Here is a 12667-nt window from a genome sequence, read left to right as displayed (position 1 = left end):
CCGCATACCCAGCCCCCACCGCACACCCAGCTGCACCCGCACCGTCCGGCACGGGCGGCGGGACCGCAGGAGGCGACCCCGGAGCAGTCCCCGCACGGGCGGCCGCCCTGGCCGACCGGGTACCACTGGGAGCTGCCCGAACTGCCGACGAGGGGCATGCGCCTGGCGCGCAGGCTCGGTCTCGCCCGTTGGCGGCACGAACCCCGGACGTCGTCGTCGCGGGGCCTCGACCTGCTGCCCGACGTCGAACTGCTCGAACGGCTGGCCAGGCAGGACGTCCCACGCGAGGACGCCGACCGCATTCTCGACGCGCTGGCGGCCAAGGCGGGCCGGCGCACCCTGCGGGAGGCGGACCGGTTCTGCCGCCGTCTGCTGAAGCAGAAACTGTTCCTGCGCCACCGCCGTACCGCCGCCGCCGGGGAATCGGGCGAACACGAGGACCACCTCACGGCGGAGACAGCCGTCTGGCTGCTCCACTGGGCCGTCCTGCCGTACGCCGGGCATCGGGGTATCCAGGACAGCCTGGTGCACCTGTTCCGCCGGCTGTGCGAACAGAACGGCCCGGTGGAGCGCCGCTTCCTTGAACTGCTGCTCGATTCCCCTGTCTACGGCATGCCGAAGCTGCCGGACCAGGTCTGGTACGAACTGGTCCGGCAGTTGCGGAAGGTCCCCGACGGGCCACCGCGGCAGCCCGCCCACGAGCCGTACGAGCCGTACGAGCCGTACGAGCCGTACGAGCCGCCCGCGCCGGTCGTGGCGCGTCGTACGGCACCCGGAGACGGCCATCGGGCGGACTCGTCCGACGACCGGTGGCTGTTCTGCTTCCTCGCCGTGAGCTGCGTGGCCGTCGTGCTTCTTCTGCTGCTGATCGACCGATGGTGACGCGGCCGATAGGTGACGCGACCGCGGGCGGTGCGGTCAGAAGGCGCGGGACGGGCCCGGCGCGGCGTCCGTGTCGCGCCGGGTGACGGCGAGGTAGCCGACGAACCCGACGATCGCGACCGTCCAGGCGAGGGTGACCGGCGCCAGCCCGAGCCCGAGGCCGCCGCGGGTGCGGCCCAGCGCCATCCAGTCGGCGAGGGAGGCACCGAGGGGCCGGGTGATGACGTACGCCGTCCAGAAGGCGGCCACCGCGCCCAGGGCACCGAAGCGATGGGCCAGCGCGGGCACGCAGATCGCGGCCGCGAAGAGGACGACCGAGCCGAGGTAGCCGAAGCCGGTCGTGGCGGTGAGGTCGCCCGCGGCGGTGCCGAGGGCGAAGGTGGCGAGCACGGCCGCCCAGTAGAACGCCTCGCGACGGCGGGTGCCGATGCTGTGGATGGACAGCGTCCCCTCACTCGCGTACCAGAGGACGAAGACCGCGGCCAGCACGGCGAGGAAGGCGGGGGTCGAGACGGCGTACGGCACGCCGAGGCCGACGTGCAGCACGTCGGCGGCCATGGTGCCGAACACGCTGACCATGACGACGGCCGTCCAGTAGGCCCAGGCGACGTACCGGCGAAGCGCGAACTGCACGGCGAGGGAGGCCACCAGGGCGAGACCGCCGAGCCCGACCGCGGGGACCGGGCCGAGCAGCCGGGCGAGGAGGTCCGACGCCGTCTCCCCCATGCCGGTGGTCAGCACCTTGATGATCCAGAAGTAGGCGGTCACCTCCGGCACCTTGTTCGCCATCCGGCGTACGGGTATGCGGGGGCGGTCGTCGAGGATGTGCTCTGCGGTCATGATCCGCACCTTGACACCCCGATCCTGAACGCAGCCTGAACGCCGTCCGCGTACGATCCGGCGCCGCGCAGGGGGAACTCAGGGGGAACTCAGGAGGAGCTCAGGGGGAGCTCTCCCCGAGCAGTTCCCGCAGCGCCTGCTCCTCGGCCGGGCTCAGCCCGGTCACGAAGTGCTGGAGCGCGGCGATCGGGTCCGGGCCGCGGTCCAGGGCGTCGTGCATCGCCTCGGCGGTCAGCTCGGCCGCGTCGCGCGTGGGCCGGTAGGCGCCGCGCCGCCCGTCGGCGTCCCGCAGCACGAGTCCTTTGTCGTACAGGCGCTTGAGGATGGTGTGGACGGTGTTGTAGGCGAGGTCGCCGCCGAGCTCCGCCTGGATCTCGGCCGGGGTCCGGGGCCGCTCGGCCGCCCACAGCGCCGCCAGGACCGCACCCTCCAACTCGCCCGCACTGCGCCGTCCGGGTGTCTTGTGTGGGCCGGTGCCAGCCATGTCGGCCACCTTATCGAGACGCGCGGATATCTTCTCACCTGCCTTTAACCCTACAAAATGTAGGGTGTGATGCGACCCTGCATTTTGTAGGGGAGTCGATCCCGTGGCGCGCTACGACGAGAGGTGCACGATGGCCGACGGCTCTCCCTTCGTCCGGCGCGCGCGAGGACCGGCGTGACCGCGACCGACCTGCCGGTGGCCACGGGCCGACGCCGGTACTGGCAGCTGGGGGTTACGCTCGCGGTACTCCTGACCGCCTGCGGGGTCCTCGTCTCGCACCGGGACGTCCTCGACAGCGGGGCGGACCGGCTCGCCGCCGCCGACCGCGCGTGGCTGCTGCTGGCCTGCGCCGCCGCCGTGTCGACCTGGGTGTGCGCGGCCGTCGTCCAGCAGGGCGCGGTCGCCGAACGGCTGCCGCGGCGAAGGCTCGTGGCCGCGCAGTTCGCCGCGTCCGCCGCCAACCATCTCCTCCCGGCCGGGGCCGGGGCGACCCTGGTCAACCTTCGCTTCCTGACCCGGTGCGGGCTGTCCACGAGCCGTTCGGCGACCGCGCTCGCGGTGAAGGCGGCGGCCGGCGGGCTGGTCCGCTGTGTGCTGGGTCTGACCCTGCTGGTGACCTCGCCGGACACCGTACGGGTGTCGCCGCGGGTGCCGCACGGGCTGGTGCTGCTGCTGCCGGTGGCGGCCGGGGTCGTGGTGCTGGCCGTCGCGGCGAGCGCACGGCTGCGGTGCGCCGCGGGCCGGGCCCTCGCCGAGGTGCGGGCGGTGCACCGGTGCCGGGCGCGGGCCTGGGCGCTGTGGGGCGGCTCGGCCGCGTTCGCGCTGCTGCACGCCGGGGTGGTCGTCGCCGTCGTCCACGCGCTCGGCCTCGGGCTGTCCATCGGCCATGTGGTGATGGCGTATCTCGTCGCCAGCGGCGCGGCGGCGCTGCTGCCCACGCCCGGCGGTCTCGGTTCCCTGGACGCCGCGCTCGCCCTGGCTCTCACCGCGGACGGGGCGCCGGGCCAGGCGGCGATCTCCGCCGTCCTCGGCTACCGCCTGCTCACCGCATGGCTGCCGATGGCCCCCGGCCTGCTGGTCCTGCTCCTGCTCACGCGGCGCTCGGCGCTCTGAGGCTGCCCGGTCGCCCGGTCGCCCGGCACGGGAACGCCTCATTCCCCCTGATCGTCTACAGTGTCGTAGACCGACTACAGGTTTGTAGTCGACTGCTGTGGCCGCGTCGGAGTCCGGCCGGACACCTGGTGTCCCGCCGTCCACGGGGTGCGAAGGGAAGGACTCATGCCGATGGATACCGCTTTCGGCGGCGCGTCGATGGACGGCTCCGCCTACCGGGACGTGGTCGGTCTCGCGGGACGTTCACCCGGCTGGCTGGACACCGCGGTGTCGGCGTGGTCGACGTACGGACTCGCCCTGTTCGCCGTCCTGATGGTCGTCGGCTGGTGGCGGGCCCGGCGCGCGGGGGCCGGGCCGACGGTGACGGCCCTGGCCGTGCCGGTGGTCGCCGTGCTGGCCTACGGCGTGGACTCCCTGCTGAAGCTGCTGGTGCGCGAGACCCGGCCGTGCCTGACACTGCACGTGCGCACCCTGGAGACCTGTCCGGCACCCGGTGACTGGTCGTTCCCCAGCAACCACACGGTGATCGCCGCCGCGTGTGCCGTGGCCCTGCTGTCCGTCTCGCGCCGGCTGGGCGCGATGGCGGTCGTGGCCGCGCTGGCGATGGGTGCGTCCCGGGTCTGGGTCGGCGTCCACTATCCGCACGACGTGGTCGCGGGAATCCTCGTCGGCGGACTCGTCGCCCACGGCCTCATGACCCTGGTGCGGCGCCGGACGGACACGCTGGTGCGCCTGCTGACAGCCACTCCGCTGCGCCCGCTGCTGCCCGCCTCCTGACGCGGGGCCGTCGCAAGTGGGCGCGGGATCACCCCTGCTGACGCGCTATTGGCCCTGCATACGACACACGGTACTGTCGTTCTGATACGACGACGGGATCAACGGAAGCCGGTGAGAATCCGGCACGGTCGCGCCACTGTGGACGATGCCTCCTCGACGGGGCGCATCGCGAGTCAGACCCGGGGCCGTCGTCCTGTGCACCACCGAGATGGGACGCGAACTCCCAGAGGAGGCCCTGCCATGGCGCAGCACGTCGCTCAGCCGACCGCCACCACCCCCGTTGTCACCGGCAAGCTGCCGCTGAAGGACATTGCCCCCTGGGCGGTCTTCTTCGGCATTCTGATGCTGGTCCTGCTGTACTTCGTCGGCGCCGAGCAGGGCGCCACCTCCGTCGTCTCCGGCGAGGACGTCCACGAGTGGGTGCACGACGCCCGCCACCTGCTCGGCTTCCCCTGCCACTGACGAGGGGCGCCGAACTCCTGTGAACTCCGCAACAGTGAGAAACCTGCTCGTGCGGGGCATGCTCGCCGGTCTCGGGGCCGGCGTGCTCGCCCTGGTCGTCGCCTACTTCCTCGGTGAGCCGAGCGTGGACAGCGCGATCGGCTTCGAGGAGGCGCACGCGCACGCCCACGAGCACGAGGTCGAACTCGTCTCCCGCAGCCTCCAGTCCACCGCCGGCCTCGCCACCGGTGTGCTGATCTACGGGGTGGCGTTCGGCGGCATCGCCGCCCTCGCCTTCTGCTTCGCCCTCGGGCGCGTCGGCCGCTTCAGCCCCCGCGCCACCGCGCTGCTGCTGTCGGGGACCGCGCTGCTCGCCGTCTACGTCGTGCCGTTCCTGAAGTACCCGGCCAACCCGCCGTCGGTCGGCGACGCCGACACCATCGGCAGGCGGACCACGCTGTACTTCCTGATGATGGTGCTCGGCGTGCTCCTCGCGGTCGCCGCGGTGATCGCGGGCAAGCGGCTCGCACCGAGACTGGGCACCTGGTACGCCACCGTCGTCGCCGTCCTCGGCTTCATCGCCGTGATCGGCCTGGCGTACGCGTTCCTGCCCGTCGTCAACGAGGTCCCGGCGGACTTCCCGGCCACCCTGCTGTGGCGGTTCCGGCTCTCCGCCCTCGCCATCCAGGCCACGCTGTGGGCGGGCTTCGGCCTCGTCTTCGGCGAACTGGCCGAGCGGCTGCTGCACCCGAAGCCCGCAAGGGTCTCCGCGGGCTCGGCGGTGGCCGCCCCGTAGCGACCCCGCCGTCACACCGAGAGGGCCCGCGGAATCGTCCGCGGGCCCTCTCGGCGTCGGTGGCGTGTGTCTTCGGTGGCGTGTGTCTTCGGTGGCGTGCGCCGCAGGTGATGCGCCGCGGGTGACGTGCTCCGGGTGACGCGTCGCCGGTGAGGTGCGCGGTCAGTCCTCCGGGTCGGCCGTCGCCGGTCCGAGCGGCCCGCCGAGCCGGAGGTTCCAGCGGTGCGCCCGCCCGGTGAGCTCGGTGGCCGTCAGCGGTGGCACGTCGAGGCGCCAGAACGCGGCCTCGGGAGCCGCCAGCGCATGGATCACCGCGGCCCGTACGATCTCCGGCTCCACCACGGCCAGTACTCTGCCGTCGCTCTCCGCCGCCGCCTTCAGCCAACGGGCGGTCCGCTCGCAGATCTGCCGCACCGACTCCCCGCCGTGCGGAGCGGCCCCCGGGTCCGACAGCCAGCGCGCCAGTTCCGCCGGCTCCGAGGCCGCGACCTCGTCGAGGGTCAGACCACGCCAACGCCCCATGTCCCCGCCCGCGAGCGCCGGTTCGCCGGTCGCGTCGAGCCCCAGTTCCGCGGCCGTCTGCCGGCAGCGCACGCTCGGCGAGGCGAGGACCCGGACGGCCGACGGCAGCGAACCGGCCGCCGCGCGGGCCCGCGCCACGCCGTGGTCGTCGATCGGGTCACCGTCGTCGAAGCGAGCCCGGCGCATCGACGGACTCGTCGCCGGCGTGATGAAGGTGACACGGGTCGTCACGTGGGCGCTCCTCCTGTGCGGATCCCGCACTGCCGGTCCGGGGCCCATGAGGGTATCCGGCTCGGCGTACCGGCCGTCGACACCGACTGCCACGGTGGGCCCGACATTGCCGGCGAGCCCTCGGTCACCACCATTGCCGACCGCTACGCACCTCGCTATGTTAATCGAAAATCACATCTGTGCGACAAGATTCATCGCGCATTGATCGTGCAACTGGCAAGTCTGCGACGGAACTTGTAACCATCAGGTCCATCAGGGAAGCAGGTAAGTCAATGGAGAACCTCAGCAGGCGGAAGGCTCTGTCACTCGGTGTCGCACTCGGCCTCGCGGGTGTGGCCGCCCCCGCTCGGGCCTGGGCGTCGACGGGCTCGGTGACCGCGGCCGCCGCGGGAACCGGTCCGGAGTGGATCTGGGACAGCACGGCGGACCCGCTGATGGCCTCGATGCTCGACAACGGACATGTGCCGGCGATCAACACGGCCTGGGCGTCGTGGGTGAACAACAACGACCCGCTGCCCAGCGGCGTACCGGCCGAATTCGCCGCGTACCTGCGACAGGTCAACGTGCTGCCCACCTGGGCCGACCCCGTCAAGCTGGCCCGTGCCGCCGACTTCAACCGGCGCAGGGACACGTACCTGTTCATGCTGTACGGCCTCGGCAGCGGAATCATGAGCACCGTGATCCCGCGCGAGGCGAGGAGCGTCTACTGGTCCGCGGGCGGCGCCAACATGCAGGACCGCGCCGCCAAGACGTTCACGTTCGGCTACGACCTGTCCCAGCTGGGGGCCTTCGAGCCGACGGGACAGTTCGTCGTCACCGCCAACAAGACGCGCGTGGTGCACGCGGCGGTGCGTCACCTGCTGCCGCAGTCGCCGCACTGGAAGGCGGTCACCGACGAGACCACCCCGATCAGCGCCGCGGACATCCTGGTCACCTTCCACAGCCTGGGCACCTACGTGCACCGCAAGCTGCTCGACTGGAAGATCCCGTTCCCGGCCGCGGACCAGGAGGCCTTCCTGCACTCGTGGCAGGTCGCCGTCCACCTGCTCGGTGTGCCGGACGAGCACATCCCCCAGACCTGGGCGGCCGCCGAACAGCAGTCGGCGCAGGTGCTCACCCCGATCCTCACCCCGACCACGGAGGGCATCGAACTGGCCCAGGACCTGCTCGGCCTGACCGCGCAGATCGACCTCGGCGTCACCCGCGGGTTCCTGAACGAGTTCGTACGCTACGTCCTCAGCGACCAGGTCGGCGACTGGCTGGGACTGACCCGCGACTACGCGTCGGCGGCCCTGATCCGCACCGCATGGCCGGCGTACATCCTCTTCCGGGAGGGGCTGTCGCCCATCATGCCCGGGACCTTCTACGTGTTCGACCAGTTCATCAGGGCCCTGGCCATGTTGTTCCTCAACAAGGGCGCCTCCGGCACCACCACGCCCATCACCATCCCCACCGCCAACAGGGCGGCCTGAGCCGGAGATCGGGTCGGTCCCACCGCTGCCCGCCCCGTCGGCCGCCGCGCCGAGGGGCGGGCGCGGTGGGGTTCACAGCCCCAGCGCGCCCACGACCAGAGCGGTCACGGCCTCACGATGCGCGGGGCTGTCCCGCCACCGCAGTCTGCGACCTGCCTCGACCACCACGCCGAACCCTGCGTGCACCAGCACCCGGGCCTGGCGCGGGTCCAGTTCCGGACGGACCAGCCTCAACTGCTGTTCCCAGACAGCGATGTGCTCCCGCTGCGCGAGGACCAGGGGCCGCCGCTGATCGGCCGGCAGACCGGCGAGTTCGGCCTCGGCGACGCTGTTGAGCTCGGTGCACTCGAAGCTGTAGGCCACATAGGTCGCCGCCAGCGCGACCACGGCCTCGTGCGGGCCGGTCACCTCCCGCAGACTCTGCTCCACCCCCTGGGCCAGCAGCCCTGCCGCCTGGAGGCAGGCGGCCGCCAGGATGTCGATCTTGCCGGGGTAGTGACGGTAGAGCGCGGAGGGGGTCAGCCCCACCGCCTCGGCGATCTGTCCGTTGGTGACGTTGGCGAATCCGTCCCGGGCGAACAGCGGGACGGAGGCCGCGAGTATCTCCGCACGTCGTGTGCGCGGCACCGGCCGCGCGGGCAGCTCCACGGGGTGCGCGCCGGGCCGGCCCGCCGCCGGATCCGTCGCGGCCACGCGCAGCGCGGACGCCAGGAGCAGGTCCTCGGCCCGGCGCGCGGCGATGGAGGTGTGATGCATCGTGACGGACCCGATCGCACCGAGGGCCGCCATGGCCCGCAGGCGCTCGTCGGGCAGCGGGTGCTCGCGCTGCACGGCCCGCTCGACCCGCTCGACGAGACGGCCGAACTTCACCGCGAGACGCCGACGGTCGTCGCGGTCGAGGTACCGGGCCTCCCAGCGGTACACGCCGCCCGAGGCGCGATGCGCGACGGTGATCCGGGTGATGGCGGTGAGCACATCCGTCAAGGGCGCCTCGGACGGCACCTCGTCGAGCGCGGCGACCAGACCGTCCACCATGACGTGGGCGCACGCGGCGAACAGGGCGTACTTGTTGGGGAAGTGCCGGTACAGGGCGGCCGCCGTGATCCCCACTCCGGCGGCGACCTCCTCCATGGAGGCGTTGTGGTAGCCGCGCTCGCTGAAGACCCGCCCGGCCGCTTCGACGATGAGCTGCTTGCGGTTGCGGGGCCGGGTCGCCGCGGTCGGACCGGCGGCCGAACGGGCTGACGGGGAGGCGGGAGCCATGCGGATCAGTCAATCACACGCCGTCAGCGGGCTTCGCTCCCTCGACGCGGCGGGCGACAGGCGGTGGGCGGCTCTCGTCGGACGACGGGTGGCGCGCGGCTGCCCGGGTCAGGTGAAGGTGAGGACCGGCTTGACCACGCTGCCGTCCCGCATCGCGGCCACAGCCGCCTCGATGTCCTCGAACGGGAACGTGGTGACCAGCCGGTCGATCGGGAACAGGCCCCGGGCGTACAGTCCGACCAGCTCGGGGATGAAGCGCCCGGGGTCGGAGTCGCCCTCGACCACCCCGTGGACGCGGACGCCCTTGGCGAGCAGGTCCATCACGTCGAACGTCACCTCGCCGCCGAGGCCGAGCAGGGCGAGCGCGCCGCGCGGGCGCAGCGCGCCGACGGCCCTGCGGGCCATCTCCGGACGACCGGTGGTCTCGACGACGTGGTGCGCACCACCGCCGGTGAGGTCGCGCAGCGCCGGCACCAGACCGTCCCCCGGGGCCAGGGCCGCCTTGGCGCCGAGTTCGACGGCCAGTTCACGGCGGGAGGCGACCGGGTCGACGGCCACCACCGGGTCGCAGCCCGCCGCGACCGCGGCCATCAGCGCGCTCAGGCCGACCCCGCCCGCGCCCAGCACGACCAGGGAGGAACCCGGTCCGGGGCGCAGCCGGTTGAGCACGGTGCCCGCGCCCGTCTGGCCGCCGCAGCCGAGCGGCGCGGCGACGGCGGCCGGCAGGCCGTCGGGCACCTTGACCACACCGCGTTCGTGGACGACGGCGTGCGTGGCGAAGCTGGACTGGCCGAAGAAGCCGGCGTGCAGCGGTGTGCCGTCGAGGGAGAGCGGGGTGGTGCCGTCGTCGCGGCCCCCGGACAGGTTCCGGGCCCGCGCGGTGTGGCAGTACGCCGGATGGCCCGCCGCGCACTGCTCGCAGCCGCCGCAACTGGCGAAGGTGAGGCACACCTGGTCCCCGGGCGCGAGGCCGGTCACCTCCGCGCCCACCGCCTCGATCCGGCCGGCGCCTTCGTGACCGAAGACCATCGGGGTGAGCCGCCGGGGCCAGGTGTCGCGCATCGTCAGGTCGGTGTGACAGACCCCGACCGCGGTCGTCCGCACCAGCACCTCGTACGGCCGGGGGTCCTCGATCTGCGCGTCCCGGACGGTGAACGGGGCGCCCGGCGCCTCGGCGACCGCGGCCCGGACGCGCCTCACGAGTCCGACCCGGCCCGCCGGTCCCCGCCCAGGGTCCCGCGCGGGGTTCCGTGCGGGTCCTCGGGCGTTGTCTCGGGGGCGCGTTCGAGGAAGAAGTAGAAGAAGGGCCCCTCGGCGGGGACCCCCTTGACGTTCATGATCCCCATCAGTGTGGTGTCGTCCACCTGCTTGAAGTGGTCGAAGACCGGCTGGCCGTCGTAGACCATGGTGGCCGTCGCCTCGCCCCGGAACTCGACCGTCCACAGGCTGGCCTCACCCTTGCCGAGTTCGCGGTTCGAGTACAGCGCGCCCGTCGCGTCACGGCAGATCAGCGGTTTGGCGTCGTGCACGGCGGTGAACGTCTTGCCGTACCAACCGGCCTTCTCCAGGGCGCCGTTGAGCGGGTGACCGGTGCGGAACTCGCCGCCCTTCCACACGCCGAGGATCTCCTCGGGGCGGACGGTGGCCAACGCCGCCCAGATCGCGTCGAGTTCGGCGGGGTCGACCGGGCCGTCCTGCGCCCTGAGCTCATGGAAGCGGGCGCGGGCGTCGAGCACGTCCATGCGTATTTCCTCTCGTCGGTGCACGCACCGTGGAAGCGGAAGGTCGGGTGGGTGTCCCGCCGCGTCACCCCGAGGTGCGCGCAGCGGAACCCGGGGAGGCGGAGCTCCGTGCGAGGGAGGCACGGCGGGGGAGGGGCAGCGACAGGTCGCCGGTGACCGCGCCGGGGTGGCCGACGGTGCCCAGGCTCAGCAGCACATGGCGTTCGGCGACCTCCTCCGCGGTGAGCGGGCCGTCCGCGCGGAACCAGTTGGCGACCCCCTGGCACATGACGAGCACCGAACGCACCGCGTCGGCCGGGATCGGCGTGGTGAACACGCCCTGGGCGCGGCCCGCCTCGACCGTGTCCAGCAGCATGTGCTCCAGATAGTCGCGCAGGGCCACGTAACGGGCCCGGTTCCGGGGTTCCAGGCTGCGGATCTCCGTGTCCAGGAAGGCCAGTTGCCTGCGGTGGGTCATGTAGAGCACGATCGACTCGACCATCCCGCAGAATCGCGCGAGCGGATCGTCCCCGGCCTCCCCGGCAGCGGCCCGGCAGCGGTCCAGGACGTCCTTGATGGACGTCTCCAGCAGCGTGGCCAGCAGCGCCTGCTTGTTCTCGTAGTGGTAGTACAGCGCGGGCACGGTGACGCCGACCCGGCCGGCGATGTCCCGGACCGAAGTGCCGTGGTAGCCGTGCTCGTTGAAGGCCGCCATGGCCTGCACCAGGATCGGGTGCAGGTCGAGCGGGCCGTAGGAGCGCCAGTGCTCCGCCGGAGGTGCGGGGTCCTGGCTCGGCGCGGTGTTCAACGGCTCTCCTCGGGGCGGGCGGCGATCGGCGACATCGTACGGCCGTGAGTCCAGAACATCCCCTCCGCATGCTTAGCGATCGATCAGGAAGGCCCGGAAGTCGGCGTCCGGCCTGAGGTCACTTCCCCGGCACGGGCCCGTAAAAACTAGTGCTGTACGCGGAGTTGACCGATCCGGGTCGCGCTTCTACGTTCTTAGCGAACGCTCAGTAAGTCCCCGGTCGACGGCGATGAGTCCGTCCCGCACCGAGAAGGGAACCCATGAGCCAGTACCCCACCGGCCCTGCGGGCCGCGACACGGCGGGTCCGCTGGACGGCGTGCGCGTGGTCGAACTGGCGGGGATCGGCCCCGGCCCGTTCGCCGCGATGCTGCTCGCCGACCTGGGCGCCGACGTGGTGCGGGTGGACCGCCCCGGCCGCCCGCCGCTCGGCGGCGACCCCGCCCACGACGTGACCAACCGCAACAAGCGCTCCGTGCTGGTCGACCTCAAGTCGCCCGAAGGACCGCACACGGTACGGGCGTTGGTGGCGCGCGCCGAGATCCTGGTGGAGGGGTACCGGCCCGGCGTCGCGGAGCGGCTCGGGGTCGGTCCCGAGGCCTGTCTGGCCGACAATCCCGCGCTGGTGTACGGCCGGATGACCGGCTGGGGCCAGCGGGGTCCCCTCGCCTCCCGGGCCGGACACGACATCGGCTACATCGCCACCGCCGGGAACCTGTCCATGATCGGCGCACCGGAGGGACCACCCGTCCTCCCCGTCAACCTGCTCGGCGACTACGCGGGCGGCTCCCTCTACCTGACCACCGGCGTCCTGGCCGCGCTGCTCACCGCCCGGGCCACCGGCCGTGGCCAGGTGGTGGACGCCGCGATCGTGGACGGCGCCGCCCACCTCACCACCATGTTCTGGGGCATGCTCGCCGAGGGCACCTGGCAGGACGCCCGCGGCCGCAACCTGCTCGACGGCGGCTGCCCCCACTACGGCGTCTACGAGACCGCCGACGGCGGCTGGATGGCGGTCGGCGCCCTGGAACCGCAGTTCTACGCGGAGTTCGTCGCCCTGCTGGGCCTGGCCGGCGAGGCCCTGCCGGACCGGGCCGACCCACGCAACTGGCCGGAGTTGCGCGCCCTGTTCACCGCCCGGTTCAAGACCGCCGACCGGGCGCGGTGGACGGCCGTCTTCGAAGGCACCGACGCCTGTGTCGCGCCCGTGCTCTCGCTGCACGAGGCGGCCGGCCACCGGCACCTGGCCGCACGCGGCACCTACACCGAGGCGTACGGCATCACCCAGCCCGCTCCCGCCCCCCGTTTCTCGCACACCC

General features: G+C 72.6%; 13 protein-coding genes, 1 pseudogene and 1 riboswitch. Of the genes and pseudogenes, 7 read left to right on the top strand and 7 right to left on the bottom strand.

Annotated elements, in window-relative coordinates; genetic code table 11:
* Positions 1–882 (top strand): annotated as a pseudogene (locus FNH09_RS47320) (hypothetical protein); the annotation flags it as partial.
* Positions 883–918: 36 nt separating this feature from the next.
* On the opposite strand, the gene FNH09_RS39095 reads toward FNH09_RS47320, so the two are convergent.
* Together FNH09_RS39095 and FNH09_RS39090 are read right to left on the bottom strand one after the other, a co-directional pair.
* Complete coding sequence (locus FNH09_RS39095; protein WP_152894623.1) at positions 919–1722, bottom strand: COG4705 family protein; 804 nt, start codon at positions 1720–1722, stop codon at positions 919–921.
* 100 nt (positions 1723–1822) lie between these two features.
* Positions 1823–2206 carry a BlaI/MecI/CopY family transcriptional regulator gene (locus FNH09_RS39090; protein WP_152894622.1) on the bottom strand — a complete coding sequence of 128 codons (384 nt, stop codon included), beginning with the start codon at positions 2204–2206 and terminating at the stop codon, positions 1823–1825.
* Between the two features lie 174 nt (positions 2207–2380).
* Between FNH09_RS39090 and FNH09_RS39085 the strand changes: the two genes are divergently transcribed.
* From FNH09_RS39085 to FNH09_RS39070, 4 genes are all read left to right on the top strand, one after another.
* Positions 2381–3319, top strand: coding sequence for a lysylphosphatidylglycerol synthase domain-containing protein (locus FNH09_RS39085; RefSeq protein WP_162469763.1), 939 nt, complete (start codon positions 2381–2383; stop codon positions 3317–3319).
* A gap of 171 nt (positions 3320–3490) precedes the next feature.
* Positions 3491–4096, top strand: a complete 606-nt coding sequence (locus tag FNH09_RS39080) for a phosphatase PAP2 family protein (protein WP_152894621.1) — start codon at positions 3491–3493, stop codon at positions 4094–4096.
* A gap of 50 nt (positions 4097–4146) precedes the next feature.
* Positions 4147–4300: riboswitch (cobalamin riboswitch) on the top strand.
* A gap of 36 nt (positions 4301–4336) precedes the next feature.
* On the top strand, positions 4337–4558 hold the full coding sequence (locus tag FNH09_RS39075) for a CbtB domain-containing protein (RefSeq protein ID WP_152894620.1): 222 nt from the start codon (positions 4337–4339) through the stop codon (positions 4556–4558).
* A 19-nt stretch (positions 4559–4577) separates the two neighbouring features.
* Positions 4578–5333 (top strand): CbtA family protein, encoded by a 756-nt coding sequence (locus FNH09_RS39070; RefSeq protein ID WP_162469762.1) that lies wholly within the window; start codon positions 4578–4580, stop codon positions 5331–5333.
* A 162-nt stretch (positions 5334–5495) separates the two neighbouring features.
* Here the strand turns inward: FNH09_RS39070 and FNH09_RS39065 are convergent, their stop codons facing one another.
* Positions 5496–6086: a histidine phosphatase family protein gene (locus tag FNH09_RS39065; RefSeq protein WP_162469761.1), complete on the bottom strand. Its 591-nt coding sequence runs from the start codon at positions 6084–6086 to the stop codon at positions 5496–5498.
* A 272-nt stretch (positions 6087–6358) separates the two neighbouring features.
* Between FNH09_RS39065 and FNH09_RS39060 the strand changes: the two genes are divergently transcribed.
* Positions 6359–7558 (top strand): oxygenase MpaB family protein, encoded by a 1200-nt coding sequence (locus FNH09_RS39060; RefSeq protein WP_152894619.1) that lies wholly within the window; start codon positions 6359–6361, stop codon positions 7556–7558.
* 72 nt (positions 7559–7630) lie between these two features.
* Here FNH09_RS39060 and FNH09_RS39055 read toward each other — a convergent pair whose 3' ends face one another.
* The 4 genes from FNH09_RS39055 to FNH09_RS39040 all read right to left on the bottom strand — a co-directional run bounded on the left by FNH09_RS39055 (position 7631) and on the right by FNH09_RS39040 (position 11350).
* Entirely contained in the window at positions 7631–8821 is a 1191-nt protein-coding gene (locus FNH09_RS39055; RefSeq protein WP_152894618.1) for a TetR/AcrR family transcriptional regulator, read from the bottom strand.
* A 108-nt stretch (positions 8822–8929) separates the two neighbouring features.
* Entirely contained in the window at positions 8930–10021 is a 1092-nt protein-coding gene (locus tag FNH09_RS39050) for an alcohol dehydrogenase catalytic domain-containing protein (RefSeq protein ID WP_162469760.1), read from the bottom strand.
* A complete protein-coding gene (locus FNH09_RS39045; protein WP_152894617.1) occupies positions 10018–10563 on the bottom strand; it encodes a DUF4334 domain-containing protein in 546 nt (181 codons plus the stop codon). The genes FNH09_RS39050 and FNH09_RS39045 overlap by 4 nt, the downstream gene beginning before the upstream one ends.
* A 64-nt stretch (positions 10564–10627) precedes the next feature.
* A complete protein-coding gene (locus FNH09_RS39040) occupies positions 10628–11350 on the bottom strand; it encodes a TetR/AcrR family transcriptional regulator (RefSeq protein WP_152894616.1) in 723 nt (240 codons plus the stop codon).
* Between the two features lie 260 nt (positions 11351–11610).
* On the opposite strand from FNH09_RS39040, the gene FNH09_RS39035 reads away from it, so the two are divergent.
* On the top strand, positions 11611–12667 hold a 1057-nt coding region (locus FNH09_RS39035; RefSeq protein WP_152894615.1), incomplete at its 3' end, for a CaiB/BaiF CoA transferase family protein.

This window comes from Streptomyces adustus (assembly GCF_009377175.1).
Taxonomy (GTDB): Bacteria; Actinomycetota; Actinomycetes; order Streptomycetales; family Streptomycetaceae; genus Streptomyces; species Streptomyces adustus.
This window is presented reverse-complemented; position numbering and strand designations above follow the sequence as displayed.

Coding starts and splice junctions, on each gene's coding strand:
- FNH09_RS39095 (WP_152894623.1), bottom strand. CDS start 1,722: ATGACCGCAGAGCACATCCTCGACGACCGCCCCCGCATACCCGTACGC.
- FNH09_RS39090 (WP_152894622.1), bottom strand. CDS start 2,206: ATGGCTGGCACCGGCCCACACAAGACACCCGGACGGCGCAGTGCGGGC.
- FNH09_RS39080 (WP_152894621.1), top strand. CDS start 3,491: ATGGATACCGCTTTCGGCGGCGCGTCGATGGACGGCTCCGCCTACCGG.
- FNH09_RS39075 (WP_152894620.1), top strand. CDS start 4,337: ATGGCGCAGCACGTCGCTCAGCCGACCGCCACCACCCCCGTTGTCACC.
- FNH09_RS39060 (WP_152894619.1), top strand. CDS start 6,359: ATGGAGAACCTCAGCAGGCGGAAGGCTCTGTCACTCGGTGTCGCACTC.
- FNH09_RS39055 (WP_152894618.1), bottom strand. CDS start 8,821: ATGGCTCCCGCCTCCCCGTCAGCCCGTTCGGCCGCCGGTCCGACCGCG.
- FNH09_RS39045 (WP_152894617.1), bottom strand. CDS start 10,563: ATGGACGTGCTCGACGCCCGCGCCCGCTTCCATGAGCTCAGGGCGCAG.